Source organism: Arthrobacter glycogeni (assembly GCF_054511155.1).
In genome coordinates this window covers 86,828-104,231 of sequence record NZ_JBTNDE010000009.1, presented here as the reverse complement: position 1 = coordinate 104,231, position 17,404 = coordinate 86,828, and the positions used below count along the sequence as shown (strand labels likewise).

Sequence of the window (17,404 nt, the reverse complement as noted above, 5' to 3'; positions counted from 1 at the left end):
CCGGTGGGTGAGGCGGTGCCGGACCGGATCGACGGGATCGACGCCACACTGGTTCTCGGCTCCGACAACATCCTGCGGTTGCGGTGGGCCCGCGGGATCTCCATCGTCGAAGAAGACGCTCGCCTGGCGATGGGCCGGGTGAACGAATTATGCGCTGGTACCAGTCGCCCGATGCTCGTCGACATGGCCACGACAGAGGCGGTCAGCCGGGGAGCGCGGACCGTGTTTGGTTTGCCTTGCTCAGCGTCGAGGATTGCCCTGCTCGGCTCGTCGCAGGTGGATAAGGTGATCGCCAACTTCATTTTAGGGGTGAGTACGCTCCCGTGCCCCACCCGATTTTTCACCACCGAATCGGTCGCGCTCGACTGGTTACGGGAGGGGTAGATGGCCGAAAAAACAGGGTTCCTTCCGAGCGGCTATGGGCAGGGATACCGACTCGGCGGGCCAACCGAGGCGACGACGATGGGGGATCTGCTCTGTGCGGAACAGGTCGCGCCTCGCGTCGACCGGCTCAGAGACGAGCGTTGACCGGTGCCATCGCCCCTGAAGAAGTATCTATTGCTCCCAGCGATCATCAGGCTCTCCTCAGGGGTACCCAGAGATAGGAATGCTGCCTGGGAAGGCTATTGGGGTCGGATCGAGAGCACCGGGGCCGACGGCGATGTGCTGTGGGATGCTGGCAGTGACCGCGAGTTCAACAGCTACCTCCCGGCCCTGCTCCGCACCCTGAACCCGGCGCTGCCGGTGGTCGACGTCGGGTCGGGTCACGGGAGCTTCACCCGGTTGCTGGCGACCCGCTTCCCGCGGGCCATCGGAGTGGACGTTGCGCCGAGCGCCACTTCGCACGCCCTGGCCGAGTCGACGACCGAGCACCGGGTGGATTTCCGCACTGTCGACTGCACAGTGGTTGGTGCGGGGGAGCTGCTCGCAGCCGAGCTGGGGGATTCCAACGTTTTTGTCCGCGGTGTGTTCCACGTTTTGGCCCCGGCGTCCCGGGCCGCCCTCGCAGCCAATCTGCGATCTCTGGTGGGCGCTGAGGGGCGGGTGTTCCTGGTCGAAACCAACTATCGGGGCGACTCCCTGGGCTACATCTCCCGCCTGGGTGCAACCCCAAGCCAGATTCCCAAACCCCTGAAGCTGGCGATCGAAGGGTTACCCAAGCCGGGTCACTTCGGTCCGGGCGAGCGGCGAACCGCGTTCGACGACGCCGGGTGGGCTGTTCTTGAGGACGGCCCGGTGACCATCGATGCCGTCGCCATGCGTGAGAAGGACCAGCCGGAGCAGATCCCGGGATACTACGCGGCCCTCGCGCCCCGCCGCTGACCCAGACCCAAAAGACCCGACCGCTTATCGCATCGCAACTACCGTTCATCGCCGGCTGTGATCTTCGTCTAGCATAGGGAGGTTGAGTACTGAAAACTAAATTCCACGTAGCGTTAGTAGCCGCCGTCCTGGCTGCTCCCCCACGCTCTTCGTGACGAAGGAGTTATTGATGAGTTGGCTTGCCCGAGAACACACCATCGCGCCGCCGGGGTACAACCGCTGGCTGATTCCTCCGGCTGCGTTGGCGGTACACCTGTGTATTGGCCAGGCGTACGCTACCAGCGTCTACAAGACCGCTCTGGTTGAGCACTTTGATGCCAGCCTGACCCAGATCGGCGTGATCTTCTCCATCGCCATCGTGATGCTGGGTTTGTCCGCCGCCGTGATGGGTACCTGGGTGGACCGGAACGGCCCCCGGATGGCGATGTTCACCTCGGCGCTGTTCTGGACGGGGGGCTTCCTGGTTGGTTCACTCGGGATCTTCACCAACCAGTTGTGGCTCGTCTATGTGGGCTACGGTTTCATCGGTGGTATTGGCCTGGGCATCGGCTACATTTCGCCGGTCTCCACCCTGATCAAGTGGTTCCCGGACAGGCCAGGACTGGCCACCGGTATGGCCATCATGGGCTTCGGCGGCGGCGCGTTGATCGCCAGCCCGCTATCCACCCAGCTGCTTCGCATGTATGACCCCAGCTCCGGCGCAGCTGACTGGGTGGCCAGCGGCGAAGCGGTAGGCATGCTTTTCCTCACCCTCGCAGCGGTCTACCTCGTCTACATGATGTTCGGTGCGTTCACCATCAAGGTTCCGGCCGCGGACTGGAAGCCCAAGGGCTTCGACCCGTCGACGCTGAAGGCCAAGCCTCTCGTCACCTCCGACAACGTTTCGGCGAAAAACGCGATCAAGACCAAGCAGTTCTGGCTGGTCTGGATTGTGCTCTTCTGCAACGTTACCGCCGGTATCGGTATCCTCGAGCAGGCGTCGCCCATGATCCAGGACTTCTTCCGCGAATCCGATGGCACCACGGCAATCACTGTCGCCATCGCCGGTGGTTTCGTGGGTCTCCTCTCGATTGGCAACATGGCAGGCCGCTTCGTCTGGTCCTCCACCTCCGACATCATTGGCCGCAAGCGCATCTACATGGTCTACCTGGGCGTCGGCGCCCTGCTGTACACCACCCTGGCTCTCGCCGGAGCAGGCACGACCGTCCTCTTTGTCTTCCTGGCGTTCTTCATCATTTCCTTCTACGGCGGCGGATTCGCTACCGTCCCGGCGTACCTGCGCGACCTGTTCGGCACGTTCCAGGTCGGTGCCATCCACGGCCGCCTGCTGACCGCCTGGTCCGCTGCGGGCATTGCTGGACCACTGATCGTCAACGGTTTCCTCGACGCCCAGGGCACGCCCGGTGAGCTCACCGCCGCTGCCTACCAGCCGGCGCTGCTGACCATGGTGGGCCTACTGATTGTCGGCTTCATCGCTAACCTGATGATCACCCCGGTCGACTCGAAGTTCCACGAACCAAAGGCGAAGCCCACCACCGGGACGTCTACTAAAGAACCCGCTATGGAGGCATGAGATGAAGGCAGCTAGCACCACGTTCGTTTGGGCACTTGTGGTTGTGCCGTTGGCCTACGGCGTCTTTCAGACCCTGACCCGCGTGTCGGCATTGTTCGGCGTGTAAACATCAGGCTGTCGAAGGACAGCTGGTAGCAGTACCACACACTGCAGCGGCCCTCACCCGGGAATGGGTGGGGGCCGTTGTTGTCAACCGGTTGGGGATGCGCAGCCGGTGTTTACCAGCGCGGGTGGATCGCCTCCCGGAAGTGGCGGTTGTAGATGTCCCGGACGCCGTCGTCCAATCCAACGCCCAGATTGTCGGTGTCCGCCGCCGCGGCGTTGTCGCGGGCCTGGTCCGTGGTGCGGGCGCCGGGGATGACGGTACTGACGCCGTCCTGGGCCACGATCCAGGCGATGGCCGCCTGGGCGGTGGTGACGCCGTCGGGAACCAATGCCTCGAACTCCTCCACTGCGGCGAGACCAGTGGCGAAGTCCACGCCGGAGAAGGTTTCGCCGACGTCGAAGGCCGCTCCGGTGCGGTTGTAGTTCCGGTGATCGTTCTCGGCGAATGTGGTGTCCGTCGAGTACTTGCCCGAGAGCAGGCCCGAGGCGAGCGGGACCCGCGCAATGATGCCGACGCCCGCCGCTTTGGCTGCGGGGAGCACCTCGTCCAGGGGCTTGAGACGGAAGGCATTGAGGATGATCTGGATGGTGGCGACGCTGCCGTGGTGGAGGGCAGCCAGTGCCTCGTCGGTGCGTTCAACGCTGACACCGTAGTGACGGATGGCCCCTTCGCTGACGAGGGTGTCGAGGGCGTCGTAGACCTCGGCGTCGGAGTAGACCGACGACGGCGGGCAGTGCAGTTGCACCAGGTCAAGGGTGTCCATCCGGAGGTTGGTGCGGGACCGGTCGACCCACTGGCGGAAGTTAGCCAGCGTGTAGTTCTCCGGCACCTGTTCCACCCGGCGGCCCATTTTGGTCCCGACGGTCAGGTCAACGCCTGGGTTATCAGCGAGGAAAGCGCCGATGGTCTGTTCACTGCGGCCATCGCCGTACACATCGGCGGTGTCGAAGAAGGTGATGCCGGAGTCAACAGCGGAGTGGAGGATTGCAGTAGCGGCCGTCGGGTCGACGTCTCCCCAGTCGGCGCCGAGCTGCCAGGTTCCCAGTCCTACTGTCGAAACGGAGCGTGCAGTTTTGCCAAGAGTTCGTTGTTCCATCCTTCGACTCTAGCCAGCCGAGTTCCGTCACGCGACCTACGCCTGCTGGCCCGCCACGCCCGGCAGGCGTAGCCTAGGGCCATGTCACGAATAGTCGTCGTCGGGGGTACCGGTCTGGTGGGCCACCAGGTGGTCGATGAGTGCGTCAGGCGTGGCCACGAGACGCGGTCCGTCAGCCGCCATGCTCCTGCCCAACATTCCCTGCGATGGGTGTCCGGGGCCGAGTACGTTGAGGCCGATGTGACAGCCGGTGCCGGGCTGACCCAGGTGCTGGACGGCGCCGATGTGATCATCGATGTCTTGGATGGCCGTTTCGGAAAGGGCCAGCGTGCGCTCGACGACGGCGCCCTGAACCTGCTCGCCGGGGCCCGCGAAGCCAGCGTGGGGCGGGCAGTGCTGCTGTCCCTTGTCAACGCCGACCACGCGGCGTTTTCGTACTACCGGGCCAAGGTGCGCCAAGAGAAGATCTATCAGAACTCGGCAGTCCCATCAGTGGTGGTGCGTGCCACGCAGTTCCACAATTTTGTCACTGCCGTGTTCGACGGCGGGGGTAAGGCCGGGCTGCTGCCCGTCCTGAAGGGTGCGGCGTTCCAGCCGATCGCCGTCGAGGATGTGGCCGGGGCGCTCGTCGACGCGGCAACGCACGATCCTGCACCCACTAGCATCATCAACGTCGGCGGCCCGCAAGTTCTCGAGATGGCTGAGCTGGCACTGATCTACCGTAAGGTCACCGGAGCCACTGGTCGGCTCGTCACCGTGCCGTTACCTGGCGCGTTGGGGCAGTTTTTCAGCAGCGGCGACAACCTGGCCCGCGACAATCCCGTGAAGGGCCTGTCCTACGAGGACTGGCTCCGGCACCGCACCCGGTAATCGCGGCGCTGCTGCGGGAAGCTAGACCGCCGAGGACCGCACCGTGGCGGCGACGGGTTCCTTGGCGGGGAACGACGGCGGATTGACGCCGGCCATCTCCTCCATCACCCGGACCACCTGGCAGCTGTACCCGAATTCGTTGTCGTACCAGACGTAGAGCACCAGATGGGTGCCGTTGGCGATCGTCGCGAGCCCGTCGACAATCCCCGCGCGGCGTGAGCCGACAAAGTCGGTGGAGACAACGTCGGGCGAGTCGATGTAGTCAACCTGCTTGCGCAGGTCGGAGTGCAGCGAGGTCTCCCGGAGATAGGTGTTGACCTCATCCTTGGTGGTGCCATCGACCAGGGTCAGGTTGAGGATGGCGATGGACACGTCGGGGGTGGGCACGCGGATGGAGCTGCCCGTCAGTTTGCCCTCCAGCTCGGGCAGCGCTTTCGCGACGGCCTTCGCCGCACCGGTCTCAGTGATGACCATGTTCAACGCCGCCGACCGGCCGCGCCGGTCACCCTGGTGGAAGTTGTCGATCAGGTTCTGGTCGTTGGTGAACGAGTGCACCGTCTCCACATGGCCGTGCACCACACCGAACCGGTCATTGATGGCCTTCAGGACGGGGGTGATGGCGTTGGTGGTGCAGGACGCGGCGGTGACAATCTGGTCGGTGGACAGGATGGTGTTGTGGTTGATGCCATGCACAATGTTCTTCAGCGCGCCCTTGCCCGGCGCGGTCAGGAGCACCCGGGCGATGCCGTTGCTCTTCAGGTGCTGCGAGAGCCCCTCGGTGTCGCGCCACCGCCCGGTGTTGTCGACCAGCAGGGCGTCCTTGATGCCGTAGGCGGTGTAGTCAATGGTGGATGGGTCGTTCGAGTAGATCACCTGGATGTGCACGCCGTTGGCGGTGATCGTGTCGGTTTCCTCGTCGATCCGGATGGTGCCCTCGAAGCTGCCGTGCACGGAGTCGCGGCGGAGCAGGCTGGCCCGCTTCATCAGGTCATTGTCGGCACCCTTGCGGACCACGATGGCGCGCAGCCGCAGCCCGTGGCCCCCGCCGGCCTTCTCTATCAGGAGGCGTGCCACCAGGCGACCGATACGCCCGAACCCGTACAGGACGACGTCGGTGCTGGTGCGCTCGTCGGCGCCGCGCTTGTCGACGACGTCGGCCAGTTCCGCCCGGAGGAAGTCCTCCAGGGGGGCGCCGTTGCCGTCTGCCTTGAACTTTTGGGTGAGCCGGGCGATGTCGATGGCTGCGGCGCCAAGGTCAAGCTCCACGAGGGTGCGGAGCAGCGGCGCGGTTTCCTCAAGGAAAAGTTCCTCTTTGCTGATCCGGCGGGCAAAGCGGTGGGCTTTGAGGATGTTCATGGCCGACTTGTTGATGAGGCTGCGGCCGTGAATGCTGATCACCACGTTGTTCTCGCGGTACAGGCGCCCGATGACGGGGATCATTCCCTCCGCTAGAGCCTCCCGGCTCATCCAGGTGTCAAGGCATTCCGATGGGTCGCGGTGCACTGTTAGTCCTTCTTACTGCTGGGTTGGCCAGCGTTCTGTGCCGCCAGCCGCCGCTCGTAGCGGACTCGGTCTGGTTCCGTTGGCTCATTCGCGCGGCCCGCCCGGACGACGGCGTCGGGGGCGGGGATGGTGCGCGGGTGATAGGGAAAGAATAACGTCAGTGCAGCGTTTGACGGCAAATGGTCACGACGACGCAACGCAGGCGAAATAGTTGACGGGCATTCTTGACCCATGAAGCGACCCCTGTCCCGGACGGCGACGATCGATTTTGACCTGCGATCTGCGTGGCCAACTCCCTGAACCGGGTAAGACCAGGGTGACAATGGCCAACGTGGCGGTGATGCTGCCCATTGGGCTGTTGGTGCACCCAGGCTGCGAGATCTAGCCGCCGACACATAGTCCGCTGCGGCGGATGGTGCGGGATACTGGCTCAATGAACCAGACCAACTCGGTGACCCTGCGTTTCCTCGCCGCCCCCACTGATCTCGGGCACAGCGGGTCCGTCGACGCCGGCACGGTGCTGGAGTGGGTGGATAAGGCAGCGTACGCCGCCGCCGTCGGGTGGGCGAAGTCCTATTGCGTGACCGCGTACGTCGGCAACATCCACTTTTCTGACCCGGTCAACGTGGGGGACATGGTGGAGGTCGAGGCGACCATCGTGCACACCGGGCGGTCGTCGCTGCACATTCAGACTGTGGTGTCCTCGGGCGACGTCAAGGGCAGTAGTGCGTCCATGCGCAGCCAATGCCTGGTGATCTTCGTGGCGGTGGGGGAAGACGGCAAGCCCGTTCCGGTCCCGCCCTTTGTGCCCTCAACGCCAGCGGAGATCAGCCGCCGGGACGCGGCCAAAGCACGGATCGTTGTGCGCGAGGAGATCGTCGAGGCGATGCGCGGGCAGGTCTACACAGCCGAAGGAACCGCTGAGAAGGTCACCCTCCGGTTCCTCGCGGCACCCACCGACGTGAACTGGGGTGGCAAGGTGCATGGCGGCACGGTGATGGACTGGATCGACGAAGCCGCCTACGTCTGCTCCGCGCGGTATTGCGGCCAGGACACCGTTGCGGTGTTTTCGGGCGGGGTACGGTTCTACCGGCCGCTGCTGATCGGGGACGTGGTGGAGGTGGAGGCCCGGCTAGTCTATACGGGCAACAAGGGCATGCACATCGCGGTGCACGTCCGGTCTGGGGAACCGACCGAGGATGACATGCAGCTGACGACCTACTGCCTGACCGTGATGGTGGCCAGGGACTCGACCGGGACGGCCGTTGCGGTGCCGGGGTGGATCCCCCGGTCCGAGGAGGACCGCCGGTTGGAAGCCCATGCGCGCGAGTTGCTGGAGATTCGCGGGCGGGCTCCGGGGAACCGGCTGCCGAACCACCTGACGGGTTAGGGGCAGGGCTTCCAGGTTTTGCCGCCCGGGGCATAGCACCGTGGACCGGTATATCCGGGGAAGGAATCCTGCACAGCCGGTGGGGGCTGAACCACGGGAGGAGCCGGCTGTGGGGCAGGCGGGACGTGGGGCTGCGGAGCAGGAGGGACATAGGGGGCCGGGAGGTTTCGGAGGCGTTCCCGTTCCTCTGCTGCCAATCGTTCCGCTTCTACCGCGGCAGATTCGGCGGCACGCCGGTCGGCTTCGGCCCGCTCTGCGGCGTCCTTCCGTTCCTGGTCTGCTACTGCAGCAGCTTCCGCCCGTTCCTTCTTCTCCGCTGCCGCACGAGCTGCCTCCGCCTTCTTCGCTGCAGCGTCTGCCTTGGCCTCTGCCTCCTCGGTCTCAAGCGTCTTAGCTTCGGCCTTGATGGAGTCAAGTCTTGATTGCCCGGAATCGATGGTGGCGGATAGTCCGGCAAGGAGAGTTACACCGGCAGCCGTAGAGTGAGCGACCCAACGAACTGACTTCTCACCGGTCTTCAGCGCACTATGCAGGGCCTTGGCCGACGCCAAGGCCGCGGCAAGGCTCCCAACGGTTGCCGCCGCCGCAGCAGCCGTTGCTCCGGCAGGCTGTTCCATGGCCTCGGTAACGGCCGCGGCAGCCTGCTCAATTTCGGCCGGTATGGTGCACTCCGCGACCGGATCATATAGCCCCCTCTCGCTAGCGGTGGCTTCCGCCTGAGCGTCTCGAACGACATCGAAATACTTGCTGTTCGGTTCGAAGAGGACGGCAATGCCCAGCCCCTGGCGGGCTATCTCGGCATTGACCAATGTCCCGTCTTTCAGGGCGACGGCGGCAAGCACCCGGTCGTACTGGTCAATCCTCTCGACGTCGAAATCCAGGCCCACGGGGGTCCCTGGCGGAAGCATACGTTCCAGAAACGCGGTCGCCTCAGGGCCGAGGCATTCGATCGCCTTATCGGGGCGTTTTGTTTCGGGAGTGTCGACATTGAGCAGTCGGACGGTCTGGTCCTTATTCTCGAAGTTGATCACCAGGGTATCGCCGTCGACGATCCTTACCACTTCCCCGGTTTGGGCGTCCGCGCTCGCGGTACCGCATCCCGCCACACCCGCAACGACGGACGCCGCCAAAATTATCGATGTTGGGAGACGGTGGCTCTTCCGACCGAAAAGGACTGACGACGTGCTGGTTCCCGGCATTTATTCCCCATAGTGCTGATCCTGAAACGCGACTGATGAACTGATCATACGGCTGTCCTTCAGGAACGCGCGGCGGCCAGCACTCCAAGGGTCGCGACCCCGGCCATGGCCAACGCCATTGACGGGTACCCGCCCAGCAGTCCGGCGAGGATCGGTCCTGCCGCTGGGGCGAGCGCGCCCACTGCAGTCACCGGTGCCACAAAGATGCCCTGTACCGCTCCGAAGTTCGCGGTTCCCCACCGGTCGGCAACTGCCGTCGCCTGCAACAGCGTCACGCATCCGCGGACCGCGCCGGCCAGGAGGGTCACACCAATGAGGATGAACGCCGGGCCGGGCAGCAGTCCCAGGAGCCATAAGCAGGTTGCCCCGGCGGTGAACAGGAGCACCGCTCGGCGCACCGGGTTGGCCCGGCCGGGCAGCACAGCGAAGAACAGGCGGCCCACCACCTGGCCCACCCCGATCAGACTGAACGCGAGCACTGCGGTCCGGTAGTCAAAGCCCCGCTCCAGCAGGAGCGGGATCAGGTTGAAGGTCACCGCGAAGAGAGCCAAGGTTGCCGCAGCGACTGCCACCTGCAACATGATGAACCGTCGGCTCCGCGTTGTCGCCCGAACATCCCGAGTGACTGCCTGCCGCGACTGGGGCGGCGACGGAACCGTCCAATGCGCGTTGAGGAAGAACCAATGCAGCGGAATGGTGATGACAGCCAACGCGCTGGCAAGGACCAGATAGGCGGACCGCCATCCGACGCTCTCGATCAACAATGCCGTCAAGGGGGCGTAGATGGGGGAGGCGAACCCGGCCACCAGCGTCAATGTGGTGAGGGCCCGAACCCGGGCGGGCCCATACCAGCGGGTCAGCACCACGAACGCCGGTTGATAAAACACGGCGGCCTGCGCCAGGCCCGCTACCAGCCACGCAGCGACGAAGACGGGGAGGTTCGGTGCGGTCGCCACCAGCAGGAGGGCGGCGACCCCGATCAGGCTACCGGTCACCATCAGCCGGCGCGGACCACGCTGGTCCAGCAACCGGCCCACCCAGATTCCCAGTACCGCCGAAACGATCAGCCCGGCGGAGAAGGCAGCGGTGATTGCCGCAGCACTCCACCCGGTGTCCTCCGCGATCGGCACCACGGCCACCGGCAGCGAGTAGTACAACAAGCCCCAGCTCGTGGTCTGCGACATGCACATCGCTGCCAGACCGCCACGGGGGCGGCGTTCCACCAGATCGGCCATTGGATTATCGGCCACCCGAGCCGGTCACCGGATCAACCAGGTCTTCCCAGAGCGAAAGGTCATTGCCATCGGAGGCTTCCCGCAGCAGCAGCCTTCCTGTGGATTCAAGGTGGCGGCGCATCGCGAAGCCGGCCGCAGCCGGATCGCCGTCGTCGATGGCGTCAAGGATGGGCCGGTGCTCGCGATACACGTCGTCCAGAGACCGGGACTTCCTGATCGTTGACGCACCGACCAGGCGGGTGGCGTCCCGCAGGTTCTCGATGATCCGCGCAGCGTGACCGTTGCCGGCAAGGTCCAGGAGGAGCCCGTGCAACCGCTGATCGTGGAGCATGAACGCGGTCTCGTCACCAGCGAGGACCGCGGCCTCCATCGCCGAGTGCTGATCGTGCAGAGCGGATCGATCGGCGTCTGTGGCGCGGACAGCTGCCCGCTCGGCTGCGGGTACCTCCAGTGCCAGCCGGACAGCAATGATCTCGGTCAGCTCCCTCGCCCCGGGCAGCACCACCCTGAACCCACGGTTGCGCTCAAAGGCGACCATCCCGGTTTCCGCCAACCGGAGCAGCGCGTCCCGGACGGGGCTGCGGGAGACGCCCAGCTCATCGGCCAGCCGGTAGACGGAGTACAGCTCGCCCGGCACCAGGGTGCCGTTCCGGATCCCCTCCCGGACGGCCTTGATGGTCCGGTCTGTCAGGGACGGCGGCCGGGCGGCGGGGGCACGGGCGTCGGCGGCGGGTGACATGACTCCAAGAGTAATGCGAGCAGCGGCAGCTCAGGAGCGTGCCGCGTCAGACCGGCTGCGCCAGCCCGCTCCTGAAACACGTCGCCGCGCGCGCCCGGCACGGTCGAAGGCACGGGCCCGTGTCTGGCCGCGTCCCATTAAACAGGCGGGCGACGGCGTCGTCGTACCGTGACAGCGCGATCTCGGCGATCGCGGGGCTCGGCAGCAGGGGAGCGCTGACCACGTCGGCCCCGGCCTTCGCGAGCTGGTCATGGAAGAACCCGGGCGCGAGGAGGTAGGACGCCAGCGCAACCGGCGAAGAGGGGGTGCCTTCGCGGAAGGCCGCGACGGCGTCAGGCACGGACGGCGAGGCTTTCGCGCCGAACCCGGGACGCACCGTGCCTGTCCTGAGTTTCGCGAGACTCGCCTGAACCTCGGCGACGTCCTCGGCAGCGCAGGCGTCGGAGGAGCCTGCTGCGGATAGGACGACGGCATCGTCGTCGGCGACGCCGGCTTCCATCAGACGCTGCTGCAGCACCCGTGCCAGGCGTGGATCAGGGCCAAGCGGAAGCGCCGATACGGTCCCGGGCCGGCTCGCCGCCGCCCGGGCAATGTCCACCTTGACGTGGTAGCCGACCGACAGCAGCAACGGCACAATCACGGCGGGACGGTTCGGTGGAAGCGCGGCGACGACGTCCACCAGGTCGGGATCCTGCACGTCAACGTAGGCCTCGAGCACGTCAAGCTCAGGACGCAGCGCAGCCATCCTGGCGCGGACCGCATTGATCTCCCGGCGCCCCTGGGCGTTGTCCGTGCCGTGCGAGCAGGCGATGAGAACCGGTGCGCCCACGTCCGTCAGATGGGAAGTCATGCCAGCCATTGAAGCACTGATTGATTCACTGGTTAAACCATTCCCGCCCACTCAGGCGGGAAATTCGACCTCCATGAACAGTTCCACCACCCCATTGATGCACCGCACCGGATACGTCGTGAGTCCCTCGCCCCCGGAGATCGAGGCGCCGGTGGTCAGGTGGTACACCTCCTTGTGAAGGGGTGAGGCGACCGTGGGCGCGGCACCACGCGACCCGATGATGCCGCGGGCCATGACGGCGGCGCCTGTTCGTGGATCGACATTCGCTACGGCGTGGAGTTGGTCACCGGGCAGCCGGAACAAGGCAACCTGCACCGCTCCGATGAGCGCCGCCTCGCCCCAGCACTCTTCGAGGTCGTCGAGACGGCAAACCTGCTTCCAGGCCAACTCCAGCTCGGGGGAGGCCTCCGAAATGGCGGGACGGTGCAGAGTGAGCTCGGTCATGGCGTTCTCCTCGATCGCGGATGGTGCACTGGGGACAACGCTAGGGCGCGGACATGTCGCCCACGTCCCGGGGCCGTTGCGCCCGCGTAACGGACACCTCACAGGGCATCCGCCGTCCAGTGAACCGATTGTTAACGGTGCGATACATCGACGACACACAAGCGACATTCCCCCCTCATACTCTGGAGCCAAAGATGGGACCGCCCGGTCCTGACGGAAGGCACCACATGAGCGAGACCCGATCATCCCGGCCCGCTGAGGATGCCACCCCACCGCAGGAGCGGCGCATCGTCGTCATCGGCGGTGGGCCAGCGGCGCACCGCTTCGTTGAAGCGCTCTGGCGGCGTGGCACTGACGGCCTGCATTTCACCGTCCTGACGGAGGAGGCGCACGCTCCGTATGACCGGGTGGCGCTGAGCCGGCGACTGATTGACGACGTCGATCTCAGCCTCGGCGAATCCATCATGTGGCGTGAGCCCGCCATCGCCCTCGTCACCGGGGAGCGTGCCGTCCGCGTGGACCCTGACGCCCGGTGCGTCACCGGGGCCTCCGGCACGCAGTACCCGTACGACGACGTCGTCTTCGCCACCGGGTCGGAAGCGGTCCGGCTGCCCCTGCCGGGCGGCGAGCACGCGGCGGTGTACCGCACGGTCGACGACATGCACTGGCTCCGCTCGGAGACGGCCCGGCTCACCTCCGACCTCGGGAGGGCGCCGCGCGCCGTCGTCATCGGCGGTGGCCTCCTTGGCCTCGAAGCCGCGGGAGGCCTCCAGCAGCTCGGCGCTGAACCCACCGTCGTCAACCGGGCGGGCTGGCTGATGAACGCGCAGCTCGACCAGGGCGGCGGCCAGGCGCTCGGGCGCCTCATCGCGGGGAAGGGGCTGGGGGTCAACTGCGGCGCCGCGCCGACTGCCATCACCACCGACGACGACGACGGCCGCGTCACCGGGGTGACCCTGAGTGACGGCACCGTCCTCCCCGCCGACATCGTCGTCTTCTCGGTCGGCATCAGGCCCCGCGACGAGCTCGCTCGGGAGGCTGGCTTGGACGTGGCACCCCGCGGCGGAATCGTCATCAACGACGCGTGCAAGTCGGCTCGGCCTGGAGTCTGGGCGATCGGTGAGGTGGCGAGCTACGAAGGGGTCAGCATGGGGCTGGTCGCTCCGGCGAACGCGATGGCCGAGGTCTGCGCCGACGGCATCCTGGGCGGGCTGTCCACTTTCCCCGGCTTCGACACCGCGACCAAGCTGAAGCTCTCCGGCGTCGAGGTCGCGAGCTTCGGGGACGCGCTCGCGGAGACGGACGGCAGCCTCGAAATCGTCTACGCCGACCCCGCCCGGGGGCTCTACCAGAAGCTCGTGGTCACCGACGATGCGCGGACCCTGCTCGGCGGGATCTTCGTCGGGGACGCGGCACCCTACTCGGCGCTTCGTCCGCTGCTCGGCCGCGAACTCCCCGCCGAGCCTGGCGCGTACCTTTCCTCGGCCGGCACCGGCGACGCCCCAGCGTCGGAACTGCCCGACGACGTCGTCCTCTGCTCCTGCAACAACGTCACCGCCGGGGCGTGCCGCTCGGCGGTGCACGGCCTGGACGCCAACGGCGAGGCGACCGACCCGGCGCTGGACATGCCCTCACTCAAGGCGTGTTCCCGGGCGGGAACCCAGTGCGGCTCCTGCGTGCCGATGCTCAAAAAGCTGCTCGACGCCGAGCTCACCAAGGCGGGCCGCACCGTGTCGAAGGGCATCTGCGAACACTTCGCGATGTCGCGGCCTGAGCTGTTCGAGGCCATCCAGGCTCTTGACCTGGCGTCTTTCCAGGACATCATCCTCCGCTTCGGGACAACGGATGAGGCGAAAACCGGGCACGGCTGCGACATCTGCAAACCGGCCATCGGCTCCATCCTCGCCACTCAGCGCGGGGAGTACGTGCTCGACGGCGGCCGCGGCACCCTGCAGGACACCAACGACCGTGCACTCGCCAACATGCAGCGTAACGGCACCTACTCGGTGGTGCCGAGGATCCCCGGCGGAGAAATCACGCCGCAGAAGCTCGCCGTCATCGCGCAGGTCGCCGAGCAGTTCGGCCTGTACGTCAAGCTCACGGGCGCCCTGCGGATCGACCTGTTCGGGGCCCGGCTGGAGCAACTGCCGGAGATCTGGAAGATCCTCGTCGAGGCGGGGTTCGAATCCGGGCAGGCCTACGGAAAGGCCCTGCGGAACGTGAAATCCTGCGTCGGGTCCACCTGGTGCAGGTTCGGGGTGCAGGACTCGGTAGCCATGGCGATCAACCTCGAACTCAGGTACCGAGGGCTGCGCGCGCCGCACAAGTTCAAGATGGGGGTCTCCGGGTGCGCCCGCGAGTGCGCCGAAGCACGCGGTAAGGACGTGGGCATCATCGCGACCGACCAGGGGTGGAACCTCTACGTCGGCGGCAACGGCGGCTTCCAACCATCCCACGCCCAGCTCCTCGCCCAGGACCTCGACGACGCGACGCTGATCCAGTACATCGACCGCTACCTGATGTACTACATCCGCACCGCCGACCGCATGCAGCGCACCGCCCGCTGGATGGACGATCTTGACGGCGGCCTCGAACACGTGCGGGACGTCGTCATCAACGATTCGCTCGGCATCGCCGCGGACCTCGAAGCCGCGATGGCCCGCCACGTGGAGCAGTACGAGGACGAGTGGGCGGCGACGCTCAACAACCCCGACCGGCTGCGGCGTTTCAGGTCCTTCGTCAACGCACCGGCCGCAGCAGACCAGTCGATCGTCCTCGTCGAGGAGCGTGGACAGCGCCGCCCGGCCACCCCCGCAGAGCTAGAGGCCGGCGCAGGACGCGTCAACCTTGGAGCGGCGATCCCCGTTCGCACCGCAGCAGAAACCGTGGAGGGCTGAGCCGTGCACCTTGATATTGATGTGTCTGGACGCCGCGTAGTGGTCATCGGCAGTGAGCGGGCCGCCCGCCGGGCCCTGGCGCGGTACCGGGCCGCGGGGGCCGTCGTCGAGCGGTGTACCGATCCGGACGGGTGCACAGCACGCGTACTCGATGGCGCGGCGCTCGTCGTTGTCATGGAAGGGGCACCCCTAACCGGGGTGCCCACCGGTGGGCCGAACCCGGCCGGGGATGCTCTCCGGCAGCGGTGCCGCACCGCCGGCACTTTTCTCACCCGGGAGGCGTCGCCGTCAGACACGGGCCAGGTGACTCTCATTGGTGGCGGCCCTGGCGCGTTGGGGCTGTTGACGCTCGACGCGGCGGCAGCCCTCCGGGAGGCCGACGCGGTGCTGTACGACAGGCTGGCTCCCGCCGAGGCTCTTGCGGAGTTCGCTCCGGCCGCGGAACTGATCGACGTCGGGAAGCTGCCGGGCCACCACCGGGTCCCGCAGACCGGGATCAACGACCTCCTGGTCAGCCACGCCCGTGCGGGACGGCACGTGGTCCGGCTCAAGGGTGGAGACCCCTTCGTGTTCGGCCGCGGCAGCGAGGAGCTAGCGGCCTGTCTTGAGGCGCGGGTCCTCTGCCGGGTGGTCCCCGGCGTGAGTTCAGCGATTTCGGTGCCCGCCGCCGCGGGCATCCCGGTCACGCATCGCGGGGTCAGCCACCTGTTTACCGTGGTGTCCGGGCATGCCCCCTTGAGCGACGAGGAACACCTGCATCTTGCAGGGCTGGGCGGCACCATTGTGGTCCTCATGGGCGTCTCGACCCTTCCGCAGCTGGTGGCCGGACTCGGCCGGGCCGGGATGCGGCAGGACATGCCGGTCGCCGTCGTCGAGCGCGGGTATAGCCCATCCCAGCGGACGACGGCGGGGATTCTCTCGACGATCGTCACAGCCGCTGGGGTCAGCCGGTGCCAGTCACCCGCAGTCCTCATTATCGGTGAGGTGGTGCGCGTCGGACTCGAGCTGCAGGGCGGCGCCGCCCACCTCGCGCGCCTGACCGAATCTTTGGCATCATGACCGGGGCGATCCGCAGGGATGGAGCCAGCAAACAGCTAGCCGGCTTCCGCATCGGAGTGACCTCCGACCGTCGTTCGGGCGACCTCATCGACGCCCTCGAACGGCGCGGCGCCTCCGTGTTCCATGCCCCGGCCCTGAAAATCGCGCCCATCGCGGAGGACGTGGTGTTGCTGACCGACACCGCCGCCATGGTGGCCGCCCGCCCGGATATGTTCATCATCACGACCGCCTACGGGATGCGCCGCTGGTTCGAGGCCGCGGACGCCGCCGGGCTGGGCGACGACCTCCTGGGGGTGCTGGGGAACGGCCGGATCTACGTCCGCGGGCCCAAAGCCAGGGGAGCGGTACGCGCCGCCGGCCTGGATGACGCGGGCATCAGTTCCGATGAGACCACGGGGACCCTCGTCGACCAGTTACTGGAGCAGGACCTTTCCGGACTGACCATTGGCGTTCAGCTACATGCGTATGCCGACGCCCACCAACTGGATCGGCTGCAGGCCGCCGGAGCCACCCTCCTCACCGTCACGCCCTATCGGTGGGTCAAACCCGAGGGCTCCGAACGGTTGCCCCGCCTGATCGAGGCCATCTGCGCCGGCCAGCTGGACTGCGTGACCTTCACCAGCGCCCCTGCCGTGGACGCCCTGTTCAGTACCGCTGCGGAGCAAGGCCTCCACGCGGAACTGATCCAGCGGTTCCGCACCACCGTCCTAACGGCCGCCGTCGGACCGGTCACTGCCCAGCCGCTGATCGAGGCGGGAATTGAGCCCCTCGTGCCGAAACGCTTCCGGATGGGCGCGCTGATTCGCCTGGTCTGTGACCACCTGTCGGAAAATTACGTGGAACAACTGAGCACCCAGTCAGGGTGCGTCGAGGTGCGGGGCCGGGCCGTCCGCGTAAACGAGGTGGAGGTAGACCTCGCCCCGGCGCAGCTCGTCCTCTTCAAAGCCCTCGTGTCCGCGAGGGGTACTGTCCTCGGCCGCGACGCTCTGGTGGATCTCCTCGCCCGGACCGGTGGCAGCCATGCCCTCGATATGAACGTGAACCGGCTGCGGAAATCCTTGCCCGATCCTGCACTGATCGAGACGGTGGTCAAGCGCGGGTACCGACTGCACGTCTAGCC

General features: G+C 66.5%; 17 protein-coding genes and 1 pseudogene. 11 read left to right on the top strand and 7 right to left on the bottom strand.

What is annotated here, in order from left to right; genetic code table 11:
- Positions 1 to 15: 15 nt before the first annotated feature.
- The 5 genes from ACX80O_RS08165 (at position 16) to ACX80O_RS08145 (ending at position 3,002) form a co-directional block, all read left to right on the top strand.
- Entirely contained in the window at positions 16 to 384 is a 369-nt protein-coding gene (locus ACX80O_RS08165) for a DUF7793 family protein (RefSeq protein WP_459333134.1), read from the top strand.
- Positions 385 to 528, top strand: a complete 144-nt coding sequence (locus ACX80O_RS08160; RefSeq protein ID WP_459333133.1) for a hypothetical protein — start codon at positions 385 to 387, stop codon at positions 526 to 528. It begins immediately after the preceding gene.
- 3 nt (positions 529 to 531) lie between these two features.
- Positions 532 to 1,323: a class I SAM-dependent methyltransferase gene (locus tag ACX80O_RS08155; RefSeq protein WP_459306559.1), complete on the top strand. Its 792-nt coding sequence runs from the start codon at positions 532 to 534 to the stop codon at positions 1,321 to 1,323.
- A gap of 169 nt (positions 1,324 to 1,492) precedes the next feature.
- Positions 1,493 to 2,896, top strand: coding sequence for an OFA family MFS transporter (locus ACX80O_RS08150; protein ID WP_459306557.1), 1,404 nt, complete (start codon positions 1,493 to 1,495; stop codon positions 2,894 to 2,896).
- Between the two features lies 1 nt (position 2,897).
- Positions 2,898 to 3,002 carry an MFS transporter small subunit gene (locus tag ACX80O_RS08145; RefSeq protein WP_459306555.1) on the top strand — a complete coding sequence of 35 codons (105 nt, stop codon included), beginning with the start codon at positions 2,898 to 2,900 and terminating at the stop codon, positions 3,000 to 3,002.
- A gap of 112 nt (positions 3,003 to 3,114) precedes the next feature.
- Here ACX80O_RS08145 and ACX80O_RS08140 read toward each other — a convergent pair whose 3' ends face one another.
- The gene (locus ACX80O_RS08140; protein WP_459333132.1) at positions 3,115 to 4,098 is read right to left on the bottom strand and encodes an aldo/keto reductase; all 984 of its coding nucleotides are present in this window, start codon (positions 4,096 to 4,098) and stop codon (positions 3,115 to 3,117) included.
- Between the two features lie 81 nt (positions 4,099 to 4,179).
- Here ACX80O_RS08140 and ACX80O_RS08135 point away from each other — a divergent pair, with 81 nt between their 5' ends.
- Entirely contained in the window at positions 4,180 to 4,968 is a 789-nt protein-coding gene (locus ACX80O_RS08135; protein ID WP_459333131.1) for an SDR family oxidoreductase, read from the top strand.
- Between the two features lie 21 nt (positions 4,969 to 4,989).
- Here the strand turns inward: ACX80O_RS08135 and ACX80O_RS08130 are convergent, their stop codons facing one another.
- Positions 4,990 to 6,471, bottom strand: coding sequence for a glyceraldehyde-3-phosphate dehydrogenase (locus tag ACX80O_RS08130; RefSeq protein WP_459306549.1), 1,482 nt, complete (start codon positions 6,469 to 6,471; stop codon positions 4,990 to 4,992).
- A gap of 265 nt (positions 6,472 to 6,736) precedes the next feature.
- On the opposite strand from ACX80O_RS08130, the pseudogene ACX80O_RS08125 reads away from it, so the two are divergent.
- Positions 6,737 to 6,838, top strand: a pseudogene (locus ACX80O_RS08125) (amino acid-binding protein); the annotation flags it as partial.
- A 66-nt stretch (positions 6,839 to 6,904) separates the two neighbouring features.
- Positions 6,905 to 7,861: an acyl-CoA thioesterase gene (locus ACX80O_RS08120; protein ID WP_459333130.1), complete on the top strand. Its 957-nt coding sequence runs from the start codon at positions 6,905 to 6,907 to the stop codon at positions 7,859 to 7,861.
- Here ACX80O_RS08120 and ACX80O_RS08115 read toward each other — a convergent pair.
- The 5 genes from ACX80O_RS08115 to nirD form a co-directional block, all read right to left on the bottom strand.
- Entirely contained in the window at positions 7,858 to 8,922 is a 1,065-nt protein-coding gene (locus ACX80O_RS08115; protein WP_459333129.1) for a thermonuclease family protein, read from the bottom strand. The genes ACX80O_RS08120 and ACX80O_RS08115 overlap by 4 nt on opposite strands.
- A gap of 197 nt (positions 8,923 to 9,119) precedes the next feature.
- The gene (locus ACX80O_RS08110; protein WP_459333128.1) at positions 9,120 to 10,310 is read right to left on the bottom strand and encodes an MFS transporter; all 1,191 of its coding nucleotides are present in this window, start codon (positions 10,308 to 10,310) and stop codon (positions 9,120 to 9,122) included.
- Positions 10,300 to 11,034 (bottom strand): GntR family transcriptional regulator, encoded by a 735-nt coding sequence (locus ACX80O_RS08105; protein WP_459306541.1) that lies wholly within the window; start codon positions 11,032 to 11,034, stop codon positions 10,300 to 10,302. Before ACX80O_RS08105 ends, ACX80O_RS08110 begins: the two co-directional genes overlap by 11 nt.
- Before the next feature lie 46 nt (positions 11,035 to 11,080).
- Positions 11,081 to 11,893, bottom strand: coding sequence for a sirohydrochlorin chelatase (locus ACX80O_RS08100; protein WP_459306539.1), 813 nt, complete (start codon positions 11,891 to 11,893; stop codon positions 11,081 to 11,083).
- Positions 11,894 to 11,935: 42 nt separating this feature from the next.
- The gene (gene nirD / locus ACX80O_RS08095; protein ID WP_459333127.1) at positions 11,936 to 12,328 is read right to left on the bottom strand and encodes a nitrite reductase small subunit NirD; all 393 of its coding nucleotides are present in this window, start codon (positions 12,326 to 12,328) and stop codon (positions 11,936 to 11,938) included.
- Between the two features lie 227 nt (positions 12,329 to 12,555).
- Here nirD and nirB point away from each other — a divergent pair, with 227 nt between their 5' ends.
- From nirB to ACX80O_RS08080, 3 genes are read left to right on the top strand one after another with little or no spacing between them, the layout of a single operon-like run.
- Positions 12,556 to 15,225 carry a nitrite reductase large subunit NirB gene (nirB, locus tag ACX80O_RS08090; protein WP_459333126.1) on the top strand — a complete coding sequence of 890 codons (2,670 nt, stop codon included), beginning with the start codon at positions 12,556 to 12,558 and terminating at the stop codon, positions 15,223 to 15,225.
- Positions 15,226 to 15,228: 3 nt separating this feature from the next.
- A complete protein-coding gene (cobA, locus tag ACX80O_RS08085) occupies positions 15,229 to 16,284 on the top strand; it encodes a uroporphyrinogen-III C-methyltransferase (RefSeq protein ID WP_459333125.1) in 1,056 nt (351 codons plus the stop codon).
- Positions 16,281 to 17,402 carry a uroporphyrinogen-III synthase gene (locus tag ACX80O_RS08080; protein ID WP_459333124.1) on the top strand — a complete coding sequence of 374 codons (1,122 nt, stop codon included), beginning with the start codon at positions 16,281 to 16,283 and terminating at the stop codon, positions 17,400 to 17,402. The genes cobA and ACX80O_RS08080 overlap by 4 nt, the downstream gene beginning before the upstream one ends.
- The last annotated feature ends 2 nt before the right edge of the window (positions 17,403 to 17,404 follow it).